Below are 15685 nucleotides of genomic sequence, written 5' to 3'. Positions count from 1 at the left end.
CCGCGCTGTGAGGATGAACCGCCCGCCGGGCAGGATGGGCGGGTGAACGCGTACCTCGGCATCGACCTGGCGTGGGGACTCGGCTCCGAGCGGAAGGCCGCGAACGAGACCGGGCTGGTGGCGATGGACCGCGACGGCACGATCACCGACGCCGGGTGGGCCCGCGGGGTCGACGCCGTCACGGACTGGATCGCCGAGCACCTCGGGCCACGGTCCCTGATCGCCGTGGACGCCTCACTCGTCGTGACGAACCCGACGGGCATCCGCGAGTCCGAGCGGCAGGTCGGGCAGCGCTACGGCCGGTGGAAGGTCGCGGCAAACCCGACCAACCAGGCGTCGGCGGCGAGCGCCGGCTCAGCACTGCTCGACCGGCTGACCGCACTGGGCGTCGGGTACGTCTCCGACACGGACGCCATGCGGGCACGGACCGGTCCGGCGATGTTCGAGTGCTACCCGTACACGACGCTGGTGGGGGTGGAGGAACTCGGCTACGACGTCGAACGACCCCGGTACAAGCGACTCGACCTCCGGATCCCCGCCGCCGAGGCGCGTGCCCGTCGCGCCGAGGCGTTCGACGAGCTGGTCCGGCGGCTGCGCGAGACGCCGCTCGATCCGCCGCTGCTGCTGGACTCACACCCGCTGACGCAGCGGCTCGCCGACCCGTCGGTGCTGCACGGTCCGACGCACAAGCACCGCGAGGACCTGCTCGACGGGGCGCTGTGCGCGTGGACGGCGGCGTTCTGGGAGCGACACGGCGACGACCGCGTGCAGATCCTGGGAGGTGATCCGGCCCTCCCCACCGACACGCCGGACGAGGCGGGCCGCCGGCCCGTCGTGGTGGCGCCCGCACGCCCGTCGCAGCGCTGACGGCGCGAGAAGGATCAGATCTCGCCCGTTGCTGCCGCCGTGCAGATCACCTTCGTGAGGAGTTCGCGAAGGGGTTGCAAGTCACCGAGCATCGACCGGCGGGCGGCGTGATGGTTCTCATTCGTCGTGACCCTCCGCCAGTCGAGCACGACACCGCGCTCGGCCGCGTACTCGCGCCAGAACTCCCGCTGGGTTCGCCCGTTGCCCTCCATGAAGGGATGGATGTAGTTGAGCGTCGCGAACTGTTCGGTCAAGAAGTCCAGAGGACGCTCCGGCATCCGGGGCGAAGCGAGCTCATCGTCCAGTCGGGCCATCCGTGCGGGGATCAGTTCAGGCACCAGAAACGGTTCGTCAGGGTTCTTCGCGATGCCGTCGAGCCGGTACTCACCTGCCCAGACGTAGACGTCCTGGAAGAGATGGGCGTGGATACGGCGCACCCGTTCCGATGGCAGGAGCCCCGCGAGTCCGGGAACCTCACCGAGCAGAAGGTCCAACTCTCGGTCCTGCACCTCGGGGACCTCGAGTTCCGCGAGTTGATCACGGCTCGTGGCCCCGAACTTGTTGCGGAGGACGTACTGGTCGTCGTAGTACCCGCCGTCGGGTCGAGGACTCACCGACGGTGCGCGAAAGCCCGGAGCTCCTCGCGACTGATCTCGCCCTTCGCGAAGCGGTCCATGTACCGGATCCACTCGGGGTTGTCCTTGAAGCCTTCGAGTCGCCCGGAGTGGATCACCGCAGCGACGGCGCGCGTCCGCTTGACGCGCTCCGAGCCGGAGACGGTCCGAACCATTCGCTTGGGCATGCACCAATGCTACGCCGGGGCGCGCACGTGTTCCAGACCCGCCAGGACGGACCGTCGTGGTGGCGCCCGGACGCCCGTCGCAGCGGAGGCCGCGCGGCTAGGGTTGAGCGGTGAGCGCGACGACCGAACCCCTGCACATCGGGCTGGTGTCGCTGCACACCTCCCCCGGAGACGAACCCGGTTCGGGCGAGGTCGGCGGCATGAACGTCGTCGTCCGGCACCAGGCCGAGGCACTGGCCGACCTGGGCCACCACGTGGACATCATCACGCGCCGGTCCGCCCCGACGCAGCCGGACTCGGTGTCGCTCGTGCCGGGCGTGTGCCTGCGGTTCCTGTCCGCGGGGCCGGCCGAGCCGGTGCCGAAGGGCGAGCACGACGCGTTCATCGAACCGTTCCGCCACGAGCTGGAGCAGCTCGGGCCGTTCGACGTCCTGCACTCGCACCACTGGTTCTCCGGCGCGGCCGCGCTGCCAGTCGCCCGTGAGCGCGGCATCCCCCACGTGCAGTCGTTCCACTCCATCGCCGCCGACCCGGCCACGCCGCTGTCCGAGGGCGAACGTCCCGAGTCGGCTGGCCGCATCGCCGGCGAGGAACTGCTCGCGCGCGAGTCGGACGCCGTCGTCGTGGTCTCCGAGGCCGAAGCGTCGACCGTGCGCACCCGGCTCGGCGGCGACGACGCCCGCATCTGGATCGTGCCGCCGGGGGTCGACGGGTCCGTCTTCCGGCCCGCGGCGGTCGGTGCGCGCCGCGCCGCCACCCCCTACGTCGTCGCGGCGGCCCGCGTGCAGCCGCTCAAGGGCCTGGACCTGGCGATCGAGGCGATCGCGGACATCAGCCTGGAGGCCCGCCCCACCCTGGTCATCGCGGGCGACGTCTCGAGTGAGGCGGGCGACTACGTGGACGAACTGCGTCGGCTCGCCGACGAGCGGGGCATCGCCGACCACGTCACCTTCATCGGGCCGCAGTCGCGTGCCGACCTGGCGTTCCTGTTCCGCGGCGCGGCAGCCGTGCTCGTGCCGTCCCACTCCGAGACGTACGGGCTCGTCGCGCTCGAGGGCTCCGCTTCCGGGGTGCCGGTCGTGGCCGCCGCTGCCGGGGGCCTGCGTGAGGCCGTGGTCGACGGGGAAACGGGCGTCGTGCTCGAGTCCCGTGACCCGCAGGAGTGGGCGGACGAGATCGAGCGGATCCTGACGGATGCGCCGTACGCTGCCGGGCTCGCCGCTGCGGGGCGGGAGCACGCGGAGCGCCTGAGCTGGGAGCGGTCGGCCGCGGGGCTCGAGGACGTCTACCGCCGGGTGCTCGGGCGCTCGTGAGCGGGACGGGTGGCCGGTTCGCCGCGTTCTGGGCCGCGCTCGACGCCGTGCCCGTCGAGTCGGACGCCGAGGCGCTCTACGACGTCGGAACGCCCGAGGGACGACTGCGGCGGGCGAACCTGACGCGGTACCTGGAGCAGTCCGGGCCGGGGGCCGACACGTTGCTCGTGGCCGAGGCACCGGGGTGGCGCGGCATGACGAACACGGGTGTGCCGTTCACAAGCATGCGCGAGCTCGGACCCGAGTACGGCGTCCCGCCGGAGCCGACGGCACCGTGGGAGGCCTCGTCGCGCGTCGTGCACGCCGCGCTGGAGGGCTGGCGCGGTGCGCTCCCGGTGGAATGGGCGATCTTCCCGCACCACCCCTTCGTGGCACCGGACCGGCTGACGAACCGGACGCCGCGGCCCGCCGAGGTCCGCTCGGGAGCGCCCGTCGCCCTCGCGCTGCTGGAGGCCCTCGGCGGCGTGGACCGGGTCCGGGTGGTCGCCGTCGGTCGGAAGGCGCAGGGAGCACTCGCCCTGGCCGGCATCGAGGCGACCGCAGTGCGGCACCCGGCGCAGGGCGGCGCGAAGCAGTTCACCGAACAGCTACGGGCGCTGGACCGCTAGCCGTCCGTCCGCCCCGGTGCGTCCAGGTCGCGTCCCGGTCGCGTCCCGCTCAGGCGGAGCGGACCTCGATGCCCTTGGTCGCGAGCCGCTCGGCGACGTGGGCGGGCAGTGGTGCGGCGGCGTACACGGTGCGGAGCTCCGGCAGGTCGAGCAGGTCGTCCCAGTTCTGCGGGTCGAAGCGGTCGTCCGAGCCGTCCCAGCCGGGGTGGACGTCCTGCAGGACCTCGAGGTCCGAGTCCACGGTGATCTCGGTGACGAGCGACAGGTGCGACGGCAGCAGGTCGAGGTCGTCGTAGTACTCGCGCGCCCGGTCGTCCTGCCCGTCGACGTCGAGGTCCTCGTCGGTCTCGTCCTCGGCGTCCGGGTCGTAGGGGTCCAGGACGTCGAGGTCGTAGCAGAGGACGTCGAGCACCAGGAGCTTTGCGTTGAAGTCCGCGAACTCGATGGGCTCCTCGGTGGTGTTCGACTGCTGGTCCATGGCCGGAGCGTATCCGTCGCCGAGCGACCGTGTTGCGATCGCGAGAAACCTTCCTGTGGGACTGGACAGGAAGGCATTCCGCGCGCAAGGGTGACGCATGGCCACCACCAAGACGGACCGCCCACAGCAGGAGCAGCACGAGCTCCGCCGGGTCATCGGTCCCAAGCTCCTGCTGCTCTTCATCGTCGGCGACATCCTCGGTACGGGTGTCTACGCGCTCACCGGCCAGGTCGCGGCCGAGGTCGGCGGGGCAGCGTGGCTCCCCTTCCTCATCGCGTTCGCGGTCGCGCTGCTGACGGCGTTCTCGTACCTCGAACTCGTGACGAAGTACCCCCAGACCGCCGGTGCCGCGCTCTACGTGCACAAGGCGTTCGGCATCCACTTCGTCACCTTCATCGTGACGTTCATCGTGATGTGTTCCGGGATCACGTCGGCGTCGACGGCATCGCGGGCGTTCGCGGCGAACCTCGGCGCCGGGTTCGGCATCGAGCTGCCGAACGGCGTGGTGATGCTCATCGCGATGGGCTTCATGCTCGCGGTGATGTTCATCAACTTCCGCGGGGTGAGCGAGAGCGTCAAGACGAACGTCGTGCTGACGCTCGTCGAGCTGTCCGGTCTCGTCATGGTGATCCTGATCGGGTTCTGGGCGATCGCGGGCGGCAACGCGGACTTCTCGCGGGTCGTGATGTTCGAGACACCGGAGGACAAGTCCCTGCTGCTGTCGATCAGCACCGCGACGTCGCTGGCGTTCTTCGCGATGGTCGGGTTCGAGGACTCGGTCAACATGGCCGAGGAGACCAAGGACCCCTCGCGCATCTTCCCGAAGATCATGCTCACCGGTCTCGGCATCACCGCCGTGATCTACGTCCTCGTGTCGATCTGCGCCGTGGCCGTCGTACCGATCGGTGAACTGGCCGGCAACGAGACCCCCCTCGTCACCGTCGTGCAGACCGCCGCGCCGGACTTCCCGATCGCCGACCTGCTGCCCTTCATCTCGATGTTCGCCGTCGCCAACACCGCCCTGATCAACATGATGATGGCGTCGCGTCTGCTCTACGGGATGAGCAAGCAGGGCGTGCTGCCGGGCTTCCTGTCCCGCATCTCCCCCGCCCGTCGCACCCCGTCGACCGCGATCGTCTTCACCACGCTCATCTCGCTGCTGCTCATCGGGTGGGTCTCGCTCGACCCCGACTCCCCCATCGTCGTCGTCCTCGGTGGCACCACCTCGCTGTTGCTGCTGACGGTGTTCGCCGTCGTGAACGTGACCGTGCTCGTGCTGCGCCGCGACAAGGTCGACCACAAGCACTTCCGCGCGGGCGTCATCATCCCGGTCATCGGCATCATCACGTGCCTCTGGCTCGTCCTGCCGTTCTCGTCCGGTCGTGACCCGCAGCAGTACCAGATCGCCGGCGCGCTGCTGGCCCTGGGCGTGCTGCTCTGGATCCTGACCTGGTTCACCCACGGACGGAAGCAGGCCGAGAAGGCCCCGACCGGACTCGTGACGGAGCCGACGAAGGTGCAGCGCCCGCCGCACGACCACCGCGACGTCTGATGGACGCGACCAGTGTCATCTGGACCGTCGTCATCGCGGTGATCGCCGCGCTGTCGCTGTCCGCCGGCGGCTGGCGCCTGCGTCGGGGTCGACAGGACGGTCGACGCGAGCGCTGACTGCGGTGCACGAACGACCCGTGACGGTTCTGGTTCGCGAAGCCCCCGCTTCGTGCACCAGAACCGTCACTCGTTGTCAGGGACGCGCCCGCCCCGCGGCGAGCAACCGGCGGCGAACCATGAACCGCGAACCGCGAACCGCGAACGGGCGACCACGGCGGGCCGCCGCAGGCTTCCCAGGAGGCGCCCGTACGCTCGTGCTGCTCTTCCTGCTCCGCCCGCCCAGCACCCGCCCAGCCCCTCGAGAGGTCCCGTCATGCGCCGTGTCGGCATCACCCTCGCCTCGGTGTTCGGCGCGGGGATCGTGGCGGTCGGCATCGGCGTGGTCGTCCTCGTGGTGATCGCGGTCAACTCGCTCGCCGGCATCGCGAAGTCCAGCGCCGCCACCCCGACGCCCGCGTGCCCGGCCGTCGCCTCGAAGACGATCGGCGGGATGGTCGTGCCGGCCGGCCCCGTCGGTGGCTTCTGCCAGGACCGCCTGGTGAACGCCGCACACGTGATCGAAGCCGCCCAGGCGCTCGGCATCGGCCCCCACACGCAGGCCGTCGGGGTGATGACCGCGATCGGCGAGTCGAGCCTGGTGAACCTGGACCACGGCGACGCCGCGGGCCCGGACAGCCGCGGCCTGTTCCAGCAGCGCGACAACGGCGCGTGGGGCACGTACGAGCAGCGGATGGACCCGTACACGGCCGCGACGATGTTCTACACGAAGCTCGTGAAGGTCCCCGGCTGGAAGACGATGAGCCCGACGCAGATGGCGCACGCGGTGCAGATCAACTCCGACCCGGACCACTACGCGAAGTCGTGGCCGCAGGCGAAGGCGATCGTCGAGGAGCTCACCGGCCAGGACGTGCCGGACGCCGCTCCCCAGGGCTGATCGCTCACGAGGCCACCGCCTGCGTCTCCTCGTCGAACTCGACGATCGCGGCTCCCCCGGAGTGCACGACGACCTGGGCGCGGAGCCGGACCGACTGCTCGTCGAGGGCACAGGCGCAGGCGTCGACCCACTCCCAGTCCACCGGGTAGAGCCGGTCGGCGTCGGGGCGTTCCCACACGAGCACGACGTCGACGGCCCCGAGCTGCGCCACGATGTCGGCGGTCAAGGCCGCGAAGTCGTCGACGTGTTCGTCCGGGGAGTACGGCAGGTCGGCGATCGGCAACAGGAACGGGATCGACATCCCGCGGTCGTCGAGGAACAGCACCCAGCACTGCCGGCGCAGCGGTCGTTCGACGACGGCTTCGACGAGTCGGACGACGTCGTCGTCGGTGCGGACGGGTTCACGGATCAGGCGATCGAGCATCTCGGTGTCAGGCATGACTCCAGCGTGGCGAACCAGAAGCCCCCACCCGAGGCGCGGTCCGGGTTCTGTGGAGAGCCGCTCCACGAACTCAGCCTGTGAGGGAAGAGTCCCTCAGATGCCGTGCGTGACCGAGCTGTCGACGAGCAGCAGCGAGGCGAAGAACACCGCGACGATGGCCGCCATGCCGACGAGCACCACCGGCCAGGTCAGCCGACGCCGCACGAGCCGCAGGACGCAGACGGCGATGGTCGCGACCAGCACCGCCGCCACGATGATCGGTCCGACGACGACGACCGAGTCCCCCAGCGTCTCGTTGCAGGTGTTCCCCGGCGCCGCGCACGACACGAACGCCAGCGACATGAGCCTGATCCCCCACCCCGCTGCCAACGCACCGACCGTGAGCACGACGAGCAGCGCGGTGGAGGCGACCACGTCCGCGACGCGAGCGCGTCCTGCCAGGGGGTGCCGAGCCTCCCGACCGAAGCGCGCCGGACCGGACCCGAGCGGATCGGGACCCGACGCAGGACCCGCCCCAGGACCCGTCCCGGGGGCCGGGCCGGACTGCCGCGCGGGCGCGCCCATCAGGAGCGCCGGCCGCGCGTCGACCAGAGGGCGAGCGCGATGAGGACGGGCTGACCGAACAGGCGGACGAAGCGCTTCTCGTCGCTGTCCAGACCGAAGGCGTCGCGCCGGTTGACCCACTGCGACAGGTTGCCGGGGAAGATCACCGTGAAGAACAGCGCCGCGACCGAGCCGACGAATCGGCGAGCCGGCTTCGAAGCGAGCACGAGTGCCGAGCCGAGCGTGATCTCCGCGACCCCCGATGCGAGCACCGTCGTGTCGTCGTCCAGCGGGACGAACTCGGGGACCTGCGCCGTGAACTCCTTGCGCGCGAAGGTGAGGTGACTCGTGCCCGCGACGACGAGGGCCAGGCCGAGCAGGACGCGGAAGAAGGAACGCATGCCTCCATGGTGCCCGTTCCCGCGACCGGGTGCCCGCGCTGCGCGACTCGGACGTGTTCGAAGCGAGGTTCACTCGCTAACATGCGGTCCATGGGAGCAGTCGCTCGAGACCACGAACCGCCGGCAGCTCCGGCGACCTTCGCGGTGGTGCTCGGACCGGTCGCGTTCTACCTCGGCATCATCGTGCCCGCACAGTCGACCGTGCAGCACGTGTTGCTCGGTGCGGTGTTCGGGCTGGTGTGCGTGCTCAGTGGCTGGCGGGCGATCCGGATCGCCGGTCGTCGCCGGGCCGTGCAGGTGTGGTCGTGGATCGGCATCGTGATCGGCACCGCCGGGCTCGTCATGCTCGTCTGGCAGGTGCTCGTGATCGTGACCGGGGGCGCGTTCCCGCCGCCGTTCTGGTCGCCGTACGCCAACCGCTGACGCGGTCCGGCCGGGAGGCCCGGGTCGGGTCCGCCCCGTCGCTTGCGAAACGGGTCGGCCCGGGTCAGGGCCGCCCCGCCTGACGACGCCGGGTCAGGGCCGCCCCGCCTGACGACGCCGGGTCACCAGCCGAGCGTGCCGGGCGCGCCCTTGAACGGCCCGACGATGTCCGCCGTGATCCAGCCGCCGTAGAAGTCGCCGTCCTGCGCCTGGACCCGTTCGCCGCCGACCTCGCACGAGTCCATCGCCGACGGGTAGATCGCGACGCGTTCCCGCAGCGACTCGTAGCCCGGGACCGGTGTCGGGTAGTTCCAGGCGGCACGGCTCGCGACCGTCCCGTCACCGCCCACGACGTCGAAGTAGCGCGCCAGGCCCTTGAACTCGCACATGCTCGAACCCGGCGCCTTGACCAGCGCCCCCTCGGCCAGGTCGGCCATCGGCAGGTAGTAGACCGGCGGGTGCGAGGTCTCGAGCACGCGGACGGCATCGGTCGTGTCGGCGACGACCGTACCGCCGAGACGGACGACGACGCGTGCGGTGACCCGCTCGACGGCGGGAGGGCGGGGGTAGTCCCAGACGGACTCCTGGCCGGGGCCGGGCTCGGCCCTCTTCGGATGGCGCATGCTCCAGGTGTACGCCCGGTGCCTGCGGTGCAGCCGCGTGCGTGCGCGGAATCGCCTCCGGGTGCACCATGGGCGGGTGACGACGACGACACGCACCCTGTTCCGACGGAAGCCCATCGACACGATCGATGACGAGGCCGGGGGCGAGGGCGGCCTGAAACGGCACCTCGGCCTGTGGCAGCTCACCGCGATCGGCATCGGCGGCATCATCGGCGCCGGCATCTTCACCCTCGCCGGCACCGTCGCGAACGGCGTCGCCGGACCCGCGGTGCTGATCAGCTTCCTGGTCGCCGGGGTCGCGAGCGCAGCCGCCGCGTTGTCGTACGCCGAGTTCGCGGGGCTCATCCCGAAGGCGGGCAGCGCGTACACGTACGGCTACGCGGTGCTCGGCGAGATCGTCGGGTGGTTCATCGGCTGGGACCTGCTGCTCGAGTACACGGCGATCGTGGCGGTGGTCGCGATCGGCATCTCCGGCTACGTGGGGTTCCTGGTCGGCCAGTTCGGCATCGACCTGCCCGCGTGGATGCTCGGCGCCCCGGGCACCGGTGACGGCCACGTGATCGACGTCTTCGCGATCGCGCTGTGCCTGCTCACCGCGTTCGTGCTCACGCGCGGCATCCGGAGCGCCGCCCGGTTCGAGTTCGTCGCCGTCGGCATCAAGGTGGCGCTCGTCGTGCTCATCGTCGTGCTCGGCGTGTTCCACATCAACAGCGCCAACTACTCCCCGTACTTCCCGTTCGGCTTCGGCGGCGTGATGACCGGTGCCGCCACCGTGTTCTTCGCCGTGTTCGGCTACGACGCCATGTCCACCGCGGCCGAGGAGTCCACCGACGCCCGCAAGCACATGCCGAAGGCGATCCTGCTGTCCCTCGGCATCTCGATGGTGTTGTACGTCCTGGCGACCCTCGTGCTCACCGGGATGCAGAAGTACACCGACATCGACCCCGCCTCGGGCTTCTCGTCGGCGTTCGCGTCGGTCGGACTCGGTGGTGTCGCCAACGTCATCGCGATCGGTGCCATCGTCGGCATCGTCACGGTGCTCGTGACGTTCATGCTCGGTGCCTCGCGCGTCTGGTTCTCGATGAGCCGCGACGGCCTGATGCCGAAGTGGTTCGCGAAGACCGACCCGAAGCGGCACGTGCCGACCCGGGTGACCTGGATCCTCGGCATCGCGTCGGCGATCCTGGCCGGGGTGCTGCCGATCGGTGTCGTCGCGGAGCTCACGAACATCGGCATCCTGCTCGCGTTCGTGGTGGTGTGCTCGGCCGTGGTGGTGCTGCGCTACCGGCAGCCCGACCTGGACCGCCAGTTCCGGTTGCCGTTCATGCCCGTCATCCCGATCATCGGCGTCATCGCGTCGCTGTGGCTCGTCACGTTCCTGCAGTGGGAGACGTGGGTGCGGTTCGCGATCTGGTTCGCGATCGGGCTCGGCGTCTACTTCGGGTACTCGCGGAAGCACAGCAAGCTCGCCGAGCCGGCGAAGCGCTGAGCACAGGCCACAAAGCGCCGAGCACAGCCGACGCCCACGCCCCTCAGCGCCGCAACGTCTCCCGCGGGTACTCCCCGAACCGGTTCGCGTACACCGAGGCGAACCGCCCCATGTGCGCGAAGCCCCACCGCCGCGCGACGTCCGCCACCGAGGTCGCCTGCGGGTCGAGGATCCGCAGTTCCTCGTGCACCCGTCCGAGCCGCACTTCGCGCAGGTACGTCATCGGCGAGCGCTCGAACGCCCGCTGGAACGACTCCTGGATCCCGCGGATGCTGAGTCCCGCGGCCTGCGCGATGTCGGCGACGGTGAGCGGTTGGTGGGCGTGCGCCTGGATGAACTCGACCGCGGCCCGGAGCCGTCCGTCGCTGCGGGTGCCGTAGCCCGCGGGGAACCGCTCGGCCTGCAGCGGGTACATGCGGAACAGGGCCCGGGCGACGTCACGCTGCGCCTCGTGCCAGGCGAGGGACTCGTCGCCCTCCTCGCGCAGCGCACGGAGCGCGCCGGACACGGCGGTCCGCCACTGGCCCAGCGCTGCGGAGTCAGGCGTCGTCGTGGTGTCGAACGCCATGGTGCCGTCGACCAGGTGGTCCTCGGCGGCGACGTCGAGCACCAGGTCACGGCGCAGGTGCACCAGGCGCTGGTCCCAGTCCTGGTACTCCATCTCGAACCGGCGCTCGACGGGGAACAGCGTCGGGACGCCGGGCTGCATGCGCACCTCGTCGCGGCCGACGTCGACGCGTGCTTCGCCGCGTTCGAGCCACTGGACGACGACCTCGCCCTCGGTGGCGACGTCACCGCGCAGGTAGCCGTGCATCTGGGAACGGCGGACACTCAGTCGTTCGTCACCGACACCGACGTACTTGAACCAGTACTCCTGGTCGAGGGCCCGGGAGTACCAGGCCTTGCCGGCGTACATGCCGGCGAGCGAGCTGATGGCCTCGTCGGTGTCCTGACCGGCCACGGCGACGAGCGAACGCGGCGAAGCGGGGCGCGCAGCAGGATCGGAACCCGGAGCGGGCGCCTGCGACTCGGTCGTGTCGGTCATGGGAACACCTCTCTCTCCTGGAGCAGAGCGGTGTGGTCACCTCCGGGTGGTCCCCGGCCTGCCCTCTCACGCTAGGGAGCAGCGGGTGGACGTACAACCGGGTTGCGTTCCGCGGCCTAACGGCCGGTCCAGCGCACCCAGCCGTGCACCTGAGCCGCCGCGCTCTCGAAGGACGAGTGCCCGCCGGTCAACGAGTGGTCCGGGGAATCGACGGTGTACGTGTCGGTCCGGGTGATGTCGCACACGACCTCGGCGTCGATCCACCCGTTCCAGTGGTCGGCTGAATCGCGTACCCACCGCAGTCGGTCCGGCATGCGTTTCCAATCGGTTCCGTGGACCGCAGTCGTCGCGCTCCGAGTTGGACGGTAGTCCTGTCAGATGTTCGTCGCACAGGGTGGCGGCCCGGATCGTCGGTGGCGACTGGCACGATGGTCTCGTGCCTGCTGCCCCGATGATCGACGCCGTCGACGTCATCCGCTTCGTCGGGCCGCAGACCTTCGGCCGCGCACGCGACGTCGTCCGCGCCGGCCTGGTCGACGACGCCACCTGGCACGACGACGACGGCACGGTCACCGCGGTCGTGTCCGGCACCGCCGACGACCCGTACGAACTCCGCGTCGACACCACCCCGGCGCGCGGCGACTTCGTCCGCCCGGTCCGCAGCACCTGCAGCTGCCCGCTCGGCGGTGACTGCAAGCACGTCGCGGCCGCGCTCCTCACCATCAACGCCCGCGCCCTCGCCGCGAACGCCGGCCCACGCCCGGAGACGCCGGCTCCGCCGCCTTCGGACTGGAGGCACGACCTCGCCCGCCTCGCCGGTGACGACGATCGGGCGCCCACCCCGCAGGGCACCCGGATGGGGCTGCAGTTCGAGTTGCGTGACGCGGTCCCCGCCAAGCTCGCCTCGCGCGCCCGCGCCGCCGGCCGCGCCCTGCCGGCGCCGTCCCGCAGCGTGCGGCTCGGGGTCCGGCCGGTGACCCGCAGCGACGCCGGCAACTGGGTGCGCGGGCAGCTGACCTGGGGCACGCTCCCCTACTCGCAGAACCGGCTCGGCGTCGGTGCCGAGCAGCACGCCTGGTTCCTGCAGCTCGCCGCCCTGCACCGCGCAGGGCAGCTCGCGGGCCTGCCGGGTGAGAGCGACTGGCTGCACCTCGACGACTTCCGGAGCCCCCTGCTCTGGCCGCTCCTGCAGCAGGCCGGGGCGCTCGACATCGCGTTCGTCACCGGCAAGCGCGAAGGCGGTGCTGTGCTCGGCACGCAGGCCCAGGTGCTGCTCGACGTCGCCCGGCACGACGACGCCGTGGTGATCGGTGCGAGTGCTGTGCTCGACGGCCGCCCCGTGGTGCCCGGAGCCGCGCGGATGATCGGCGACCACGGCGTCTACGTGTTCCGCGAGAGCCCCGAGTTCACGGTGGCCGTCGCCCCGACCCCGGCGCCGGTGCCCGAGGACCAGCGCCGCATGCTCGTAGAGGGCACCCGGATCACCGTGCCGACCGCCGAGGTCGACGAGTTCCTGGCCGACTGGTCGCCCCGGTTGCGCGGTGCCCTCGGGCTGGTCAGCTCCGACGGCTCGGTGGAGCTGCCCGAGCGCACCCCGCCCGAGCTCGTGCTCACCGCGACCTTCGAGCCGGCCCGAGCGCCGCGCACCGACGACCGCGTGCACCTGCACTGGCGCTGGCACGTCGACGGCCGGAAGGACCCGGTGTCCCTGCACGGCCCGCTCCCCGACCTGTCCGGGCTCCGTGCCGCCGACGATCCGACGGACACCGACGACACTCCCGTCGCAGACCCGGCCGCGGAGCCGACCACGTCGACGACGCCGGCCGACGACGCGACGCAGGCCGGGCCTCCCGTCCGCCCTGCCGGACCCGGTGGCGGACTGGACTGGTTCCAGGACGGCACCATCGACGGGGCCGACGTCGCGGTGTTCGCGAACGAGTTCCTGCCCGAGCTGCCGTCGCTCGGCGTCCGCACGGTCGTGCAGGGTGAGCGGCTCGACTACGAGCGGTTGAGCGGGCGGCCGCACATCCGCGTCACGACGATGCCGTCGGACAAGCACGACTGGTTCGACCTCGGCATCATCGTCAGCGTCAACGGCAAGCAGATCCCCTTCACGCCGCTGCTCACCGCGCTCGCGGGGCGGCAGCGACGGCTCAAGCTCGTCGACAACTCGTACCTGTCGCTGGCCGACCCCGCGTTCGACCGGCTCAAGGAGCTCATCGACGAGGCCCGCGACCTGGACGAGTGGGAACCCGACCAGCCGATCGCCGTCACGCCGCTGCACGCCGGGCTGTGGACCGAGTTCGACCTGCTGGCCGACGAGACCTCGCACGACGAGCGGTGGCAGGCGATCGCCTCGGGGCTGCTCGGGGCGACTCCCCCGGGTGACGTCCCCGTGCCGGACACCGTGCACGCCGACCTGCGGCCGTACCAGCACGCCGGGTACGCGTGGCTGTCGTTCCTGATGACGCACGGCATCGGCGGGGTGCTCGCCGACGACATGGGGCTCGGCAAGACGCTGCAGGTGCTCGCGATGGTCGCCGCCCGTCGTGCCGCGGAGCCCGACGCGCCCCCGTTCCTGGTCGTCGCACCGACGTCGGTCGTCGGCAACTGGGCGGCCGAAGCGGCCAAGTTCGTGCCGTCGTTGCGGGTCGCGACGGTGACCTCGACGTCGTTGAAGGACCCGGGGCTCGTCGCCCGGACCGCCGCTGCGTCGGACATCGTCGTCACCTCGTACGCGCTGCTCCGGCTCGACGCCCGCGCTTGGACCGACCTGCCGTGGTCGGCGCTGGTGCTCGACGAGGCCCAGTTCGTGAAGAACCCGCAGTCCCAGACCCACCGCGTCGCCTCGGAGCTGCAGGCACCGGTGAAGTTCGCGATCACCGGCACGCCGCTCGAGAACGGCCTGACCGACCTGTGGGCACTGTTCCACATCGTCGCGCCGGGGCTGCTGTCCACCTGGACCCGGTTCGGCGACGACTACGTGAAGCCCCTCGCCTCGCCCGAGCTCCGCGGTGAGGCCCGGCAAGAGCTCACCGGGCGGCTGCGTCGACGGATCCGGCCGCTCATGCTCCGCCGCACCAAGGAAGCCGTCGCGGCCGACCTGCCGCCGAAGCAAGAACAGGTCGTCCGGGTCACGCTCGACCCGGCGCACCGGGAGCTGTACGAGCGCACGCTGAACCGGGAGCGTCTGAAGGTCCTCGACCTGATCGACGACCTGTCGAAGAACCGGATGATCGTGTTCCGGTCGCTGACGCTGCTGCGGATGCTCGCGCTGTCGCCGGCGTTGGTGTCGGCGGGGTCGGACTCGCCTGTGTCACCGGCGACGCCGATCCCCTCCGCCAAGCTCGACCTGCTGCTCGACGAACTCGAACAGCTCGCGGCAGAGGGCCGTCGCGCCCTGGTGTTCAGCCAGTTCACCTCGTTCCTGCGGATGGTCTCGGACGCCCTCGACGCCCGGGGCATCGGCTACGAGTACCTCGACGGCTCCACCCGCAAGCGCCCGGAGGTCATCGAGCGCTTCCGGCAGGGCACCGCTCCGGCGTTCCTCATCTCGTTGAAGGCCGGCGGGTTCGGGCTCACCCTGACCGAGGCGGACACCGTATTCGTGCTCGACCCGTGGTGGAACCCCGCCGCCGAGTCCCAGGCCGTCGACCGCACGCACCGCATCGGGCAGACCCGGTCGGTCAGCGTCCAACGGTTCATCGCCGAGGACACCATCGAGGAGAAGGTCCTCGCCCTCGCCGCGCGCAAGGCCGAGCTGTTCGCCACGATGATCGACGACGACGCCCTGTTCGCCGACGACCTGACCGCCGACGACATCCGCTCGCTGCTGACCTGACCCGCCGCCCGCCGGCTCCCCCGCTGTTCGCCCGCCGCTGCGCTGCCGCGCCAGATCCGCACCGTGCGAAATCCGCCAACCCGTGCGAGATTGCCCGCCCCGTGCCACGCCACAACCCCGCACCGAACAACCCCGACCGCACACACCGACCAACCCCGCACCGTGCCGCGCGCGCCGTCCCGGTATGTCGGTCACGCACGAGATGATCGTCCCTGTCTCGCCAGACCCGTCCCACCGCACCGCGGGACCCGCACCACGTTCCGCC

The 15685-nt window shown here is 71.1% G+C and carries 17 protein-coding genes; 8 read left to right on the top strand and 9 right to left on the bottom strand.

Going from position 1 to position 15685, the window contains the following annotated elements; all coding sequences use genetic code 11:
* Positions 1-42 precede the first annotated feature (42 nt).
* Positions 43-867, top strand: coding sequence for a DUF429 domain-containing protein (locus tag DEJ04_RS13335; protein ID WP_111047385.1), 825 nt, complete (start codon positions 43-45; stop codon positions 865-867).
* A 14-nt stretch (positions 868-881) separates the two neighbouring features.
* Here DEJ04_RS13335 and DEJ04_RS13330 read toward each other — a convergent pair whose 3' ends face one another.
* Together DEJ04_RS13330 and DEJ04_RS18455 are read right to left on the bottom strand one after the other, a co-directional pair.
* Positions 882-1481, bottom strand: a complete 600-nt coding sequence (locus DEJ04_RS13330) for a Fic family protein (RefSeq protein ID WP_181437819.1) — start codon at positions 1479-1481, stop codon at positions 882-884.
* Positions 1478-1669, bottom strand: coding sequence for an antitoxin VbhA family protein (locus tag DEJ04_RS18455; protein ID WP_146245006.1), 192 nt, complete (start codon positions 1667-1669; stop codon positions 1478-1480). The genes DEJ04_RS13330 and DEJ04_RS18455 overlap by 4 nt, the downstream gene beginning before the upstream one ends.
* 110 nt (positions 1670-1779) lie before the next feature.
* Between DEJ04_RS18455 and DEJ04_RS13325 the strand changes: the two genes are divergently transcribed.
* Together DEJ04_RS13325 and DEJ04_RS13320 are read left to right on the top strand one after the other, a co-directional pair.
* Positions 1780-2982, top strand: coding sequence for a glycosyltransferase (locus DEJ04_RS13325; RefSeq protein WP_111047383.1), 1203 nt, complete (start codon positions 1780-1782; stop codon positions 2980-2982).
* Positions 2979-3590 (top strand): uracil-DNA glycosylase, encoded by a 612-nt coding sequence (locus DEJ04_RS13320; RefSeq protein ID WP_111047382.1) that lies wholly within the window; start codon positions 2979-2981, stop codon positions 3588-3590. The genes DEJ04_RS13325 and DEJ04_RS13320 overlap by 4 nt, the downstream gene beginning before the upstream one ends.
* 49 nt (positions 3591-3639) lie before the next feature.
* On the opposite strand, the gene DEJ04_RS13315 is transcribed toward DEJ04_RS13320, so the two are convergent.
* On the bottom strand, positions 3640-4068 hold the full coding sequence (locus tag DEJ04_RS13315; protein ID WP_111023826.1) for a DUF6892 domain-containing protein: 429 nt from the start codon (positions 4066-4068) through the stop codon (positions 3640-3642).
* A gap of 97 nt (positions 4069-4165) precedes the next feature.
* Between DEJ04_RS13315 and DEJ04_RS13310 the strand changes: the two genes are divergently transcribed.
* Both DEJ04_RS13310 and DEJ04_RS13305 read left to right on the top strand, forming a co-directional pair.
* Positions 4166-5620: an APC family permease gene (locus DEJ04_RS13310; protein WP_071404196.1), complete on the top strand. Its 1455-nt coding sequence runs from the start codon at positions 4166-4168 to the stop codon at positions 5618-5620.
* A gap of 372 nt (positions 5621-5992) precedes the next feature.
* A complete protein-coding gene (locus tag DEJ04_RS13305) occupies positions 5993-6613 on the top strand; it encodes a hypothetical protein (RefSeq protein WP_071404197.1) in 621 nt (206 codons plus the stop codon).
* Between the two features lie 4 nt (positions 6614-6617).
* On the opposite strand, the gene DEJ04_RS13300 is transcribed toward DEJ04_RS13305, so the two are convergent.
* The 3 genes from DEJ04_RS13300 to DEJ04_RS13290 form a co-directional block, all read right to left on the bottom strand.
* A complete protein-coding gene (locus DEJ04_RS13300; protein ID WP_111047381.1) occupies positions 6618-7052 on the bottom strand; it encodes a hypothetical protein in 435 nt (144 codons plus the stop codon).
* Positions 7053-7148: 96 nt separating this feature from the next.
* On the bottom strand, positions 7149-7619 hold the full coding sequence (locus DEJ04_RS13295) for a DUF6264 family protein (RefSeq protein ID WP_220035568.1): 471 nt from the start codon (positions 7617-7619) through the stop codon (positions 7149-7151).
* The gene (locus DEJ04_RS13290; RefSeq protein WP_111047380.1) at positions 7619-7999 is read right to left on the bottom strand and encodes a hypothetical protein; all 381 of its coding nucleotides are present in this window, start codon (positions 7997-7999) and stop codon (positions 7619-7621) included. Before DEJ04_RS13290 ends, DEJ04_RS13295 begins: the two co-directional genes overlap by 1 nt.
* A gap of 90 nt (positions 8000-8089) precedes the next feature.
* Between DEJ04_RS13290 and DEJ04_RS13285 the strand changes: the two genes are divergently transcribed.
* Positions 8090-8422, top strand: a complete 333-nt coding sequence (locus DEJ04_RS13285; RefSeq protein WP_146245731.1) for a hypothetical protein — start codon at positions 8090-8092, stop codon at positions 8420-8422.
* Between the two features lie 122 nt (positions 8423-8544).
* On the opposite strand, the gene DEJ04_RS13280 is transcribed toward DEJ04_RS13285, so the two are convergent.
* Entirely contained in the window at positions 8545-9045 is a 501-nt protein-coding gene (locus DEJ04_RS13280) for a DUF427 domain-containing protein (protein WP_111047379.1), read from the bottom strand.
* Positions 9046-9121: 76 nt separating this feature from the next.
* Between DEJ04_RS13280 and DEJ04_RS13275 the strand changes: the two genes are divergently transcribed.
* Positions 9122-10534 carry an amino acid permease gene (locus DEJ04_RS13275; protein ID WP_110865115.1) on the top strand — a complete coding sequence of 471 codons (1413 nt, stop codon included), beginning with the start codon at positions 9122-9124 and terminating at the stop codon, positions 10532-10534.
* A 43-nt stretch (positions 10535-10577) separates the two neighbouring features.
* Here DEJ04_RS13275 and DEJ04_RS13270 read toward each other — a convergent pair whose 3' ends face one another.
* Together DEJ04_RS13270 and DEJ04_RS13265 are read right to left on the bottom strand one after the other, a co-directional pair.
* A complete protein-coding gene (locus DEJ04_RS13270) occupies positions 10578-11579 on the bottom strand; it encodes an AraC family transcriptional regulator (protein WP_111047378.1) in 1002 nt (333 codons plus the stop codon).
* 116 nt (positions 11580-11695) lie between these two features.
* A complete protein-coding gene (locus tag DEJ04_RS13265) occupies positions 11696-11893 on the bottom strand; it encodes a hypothetical protein (protein WP_027465181.1) in 198 nt (65 codons plus the stop codon).
* 122 nt (positions 11894-12015) lie between these two features.
* On the opposite strand from DEJ04_RS13265, the gene DEJ04_RS13260 reads away from it, so the two are divergent.
* Entirely contained in the window at positions 12016-15420 is a 3405-nt protein-coding gene (locus DEJ04_RS13260; protein ID WP_146248711.1) for a DEAD/DEAH box helicase, read from the top strand.
* The last annotated feature ends 265 nt before the right edge of the window (positions 15421-15685 follow it).

Source organism: Curtobacterium sp. MCLR17_044, from assembly GCF_003234435.1.
Taxonomy (GTDB): domain Bacteria; phylum Actinomycetota; class Actinomycetes; order Actinomycetales; family Microbacteriaceae; genus Curtobacterium; species Curtobacterium flaccumfaciens.
This window is presented reverse-complemented; position numbering and strand designations above follow the sequence as displayed.

Excerpts from the sequence above, each read along its gene's own strand:
- DEJ04_RS18455 (WP_146245006.1), bottom strand. The coding sequence starts at position 1,669 with ATGCCCAAGCGAATGGTTCGGACCGTCTCCGGCTCGGAGCGCGTCAAG.
- DEJ04_RS13315 (WP_111023826.1), bottom strand. The coding sequence starts at position 4,068 with ATGGACCAGCAGTCGAACACCACCGAGGAGCCCATCGAGTTCGCGGAC.
- DEJ04_RS13310 (WP_071404196.1), top strand. The coding sequence starts at position 4,166 with ATGGCCACCACCAAGACGGACCGCCCACAGCAGGAGCAGCACGAGCTC.
- DEJ04_RS13305 (WP_071404197.1), top strand. The coding sequence starts at position 5,993 with ATGCGCCGTGTCGGCATCACCCTCGCCTCGGTGTTCGGCGCGGGGATC.
- DEJ04_RS13300 (WP_111047381.1), bottom strand. The coding sequence starts at position 7,052 with ATGCCTGACACCGAGATGCTCGATCGCCTGATCCGTGAACCCGTCCGC.
- DEJ04_RS13295 (WP_220035568.1), bottom strand. The coding sequence starts at position 7,619 with ATGGGCGCGCCCGCGCGGCAGTCCGGCCCGGCCCCCGGGACGGGTCCT.
- DEJ04_RS13290 (WP_111047380.1), bottom strand. The coding sequence starts at position 7,999 with ATGCGTTCCTTCTTCCGCGTCCTGCTCGGCCTGGCCCTCGTCGTCGCG.
- DEJ04_RS13285 (WP_146245731.1), top strand. The coding sequence starts at position 8,090 with ATGGGAGCAGTCGCTCGAGACCACGAACCGCCGGCAGCTCCGGCGACC.
- DEJ04_RS13280 (WP_111047379.1), bottom strand. The coding sequence starts at position 9,045 with ATGCGCCATCCGAAGAGGGCCGAGCCCGGCCCCGGCCAGGAGTCCGTC.
- DEJ04_RS13270 (WP_111047378.1), bottom strand. The coding sequence starts at position 11,579 with ATGACCGACACGACCGAGTCGCAGGCGCCCGCTCCGGGTTCCGATCCT.
- DEJ04_RS13265 (WP_027465181.1), bottom strand. The coding sequence starts at position 11,893 with ATGCCGGACCGACTGCGGTGGGTACGCGATTCAGCCGACCACTGGAAC.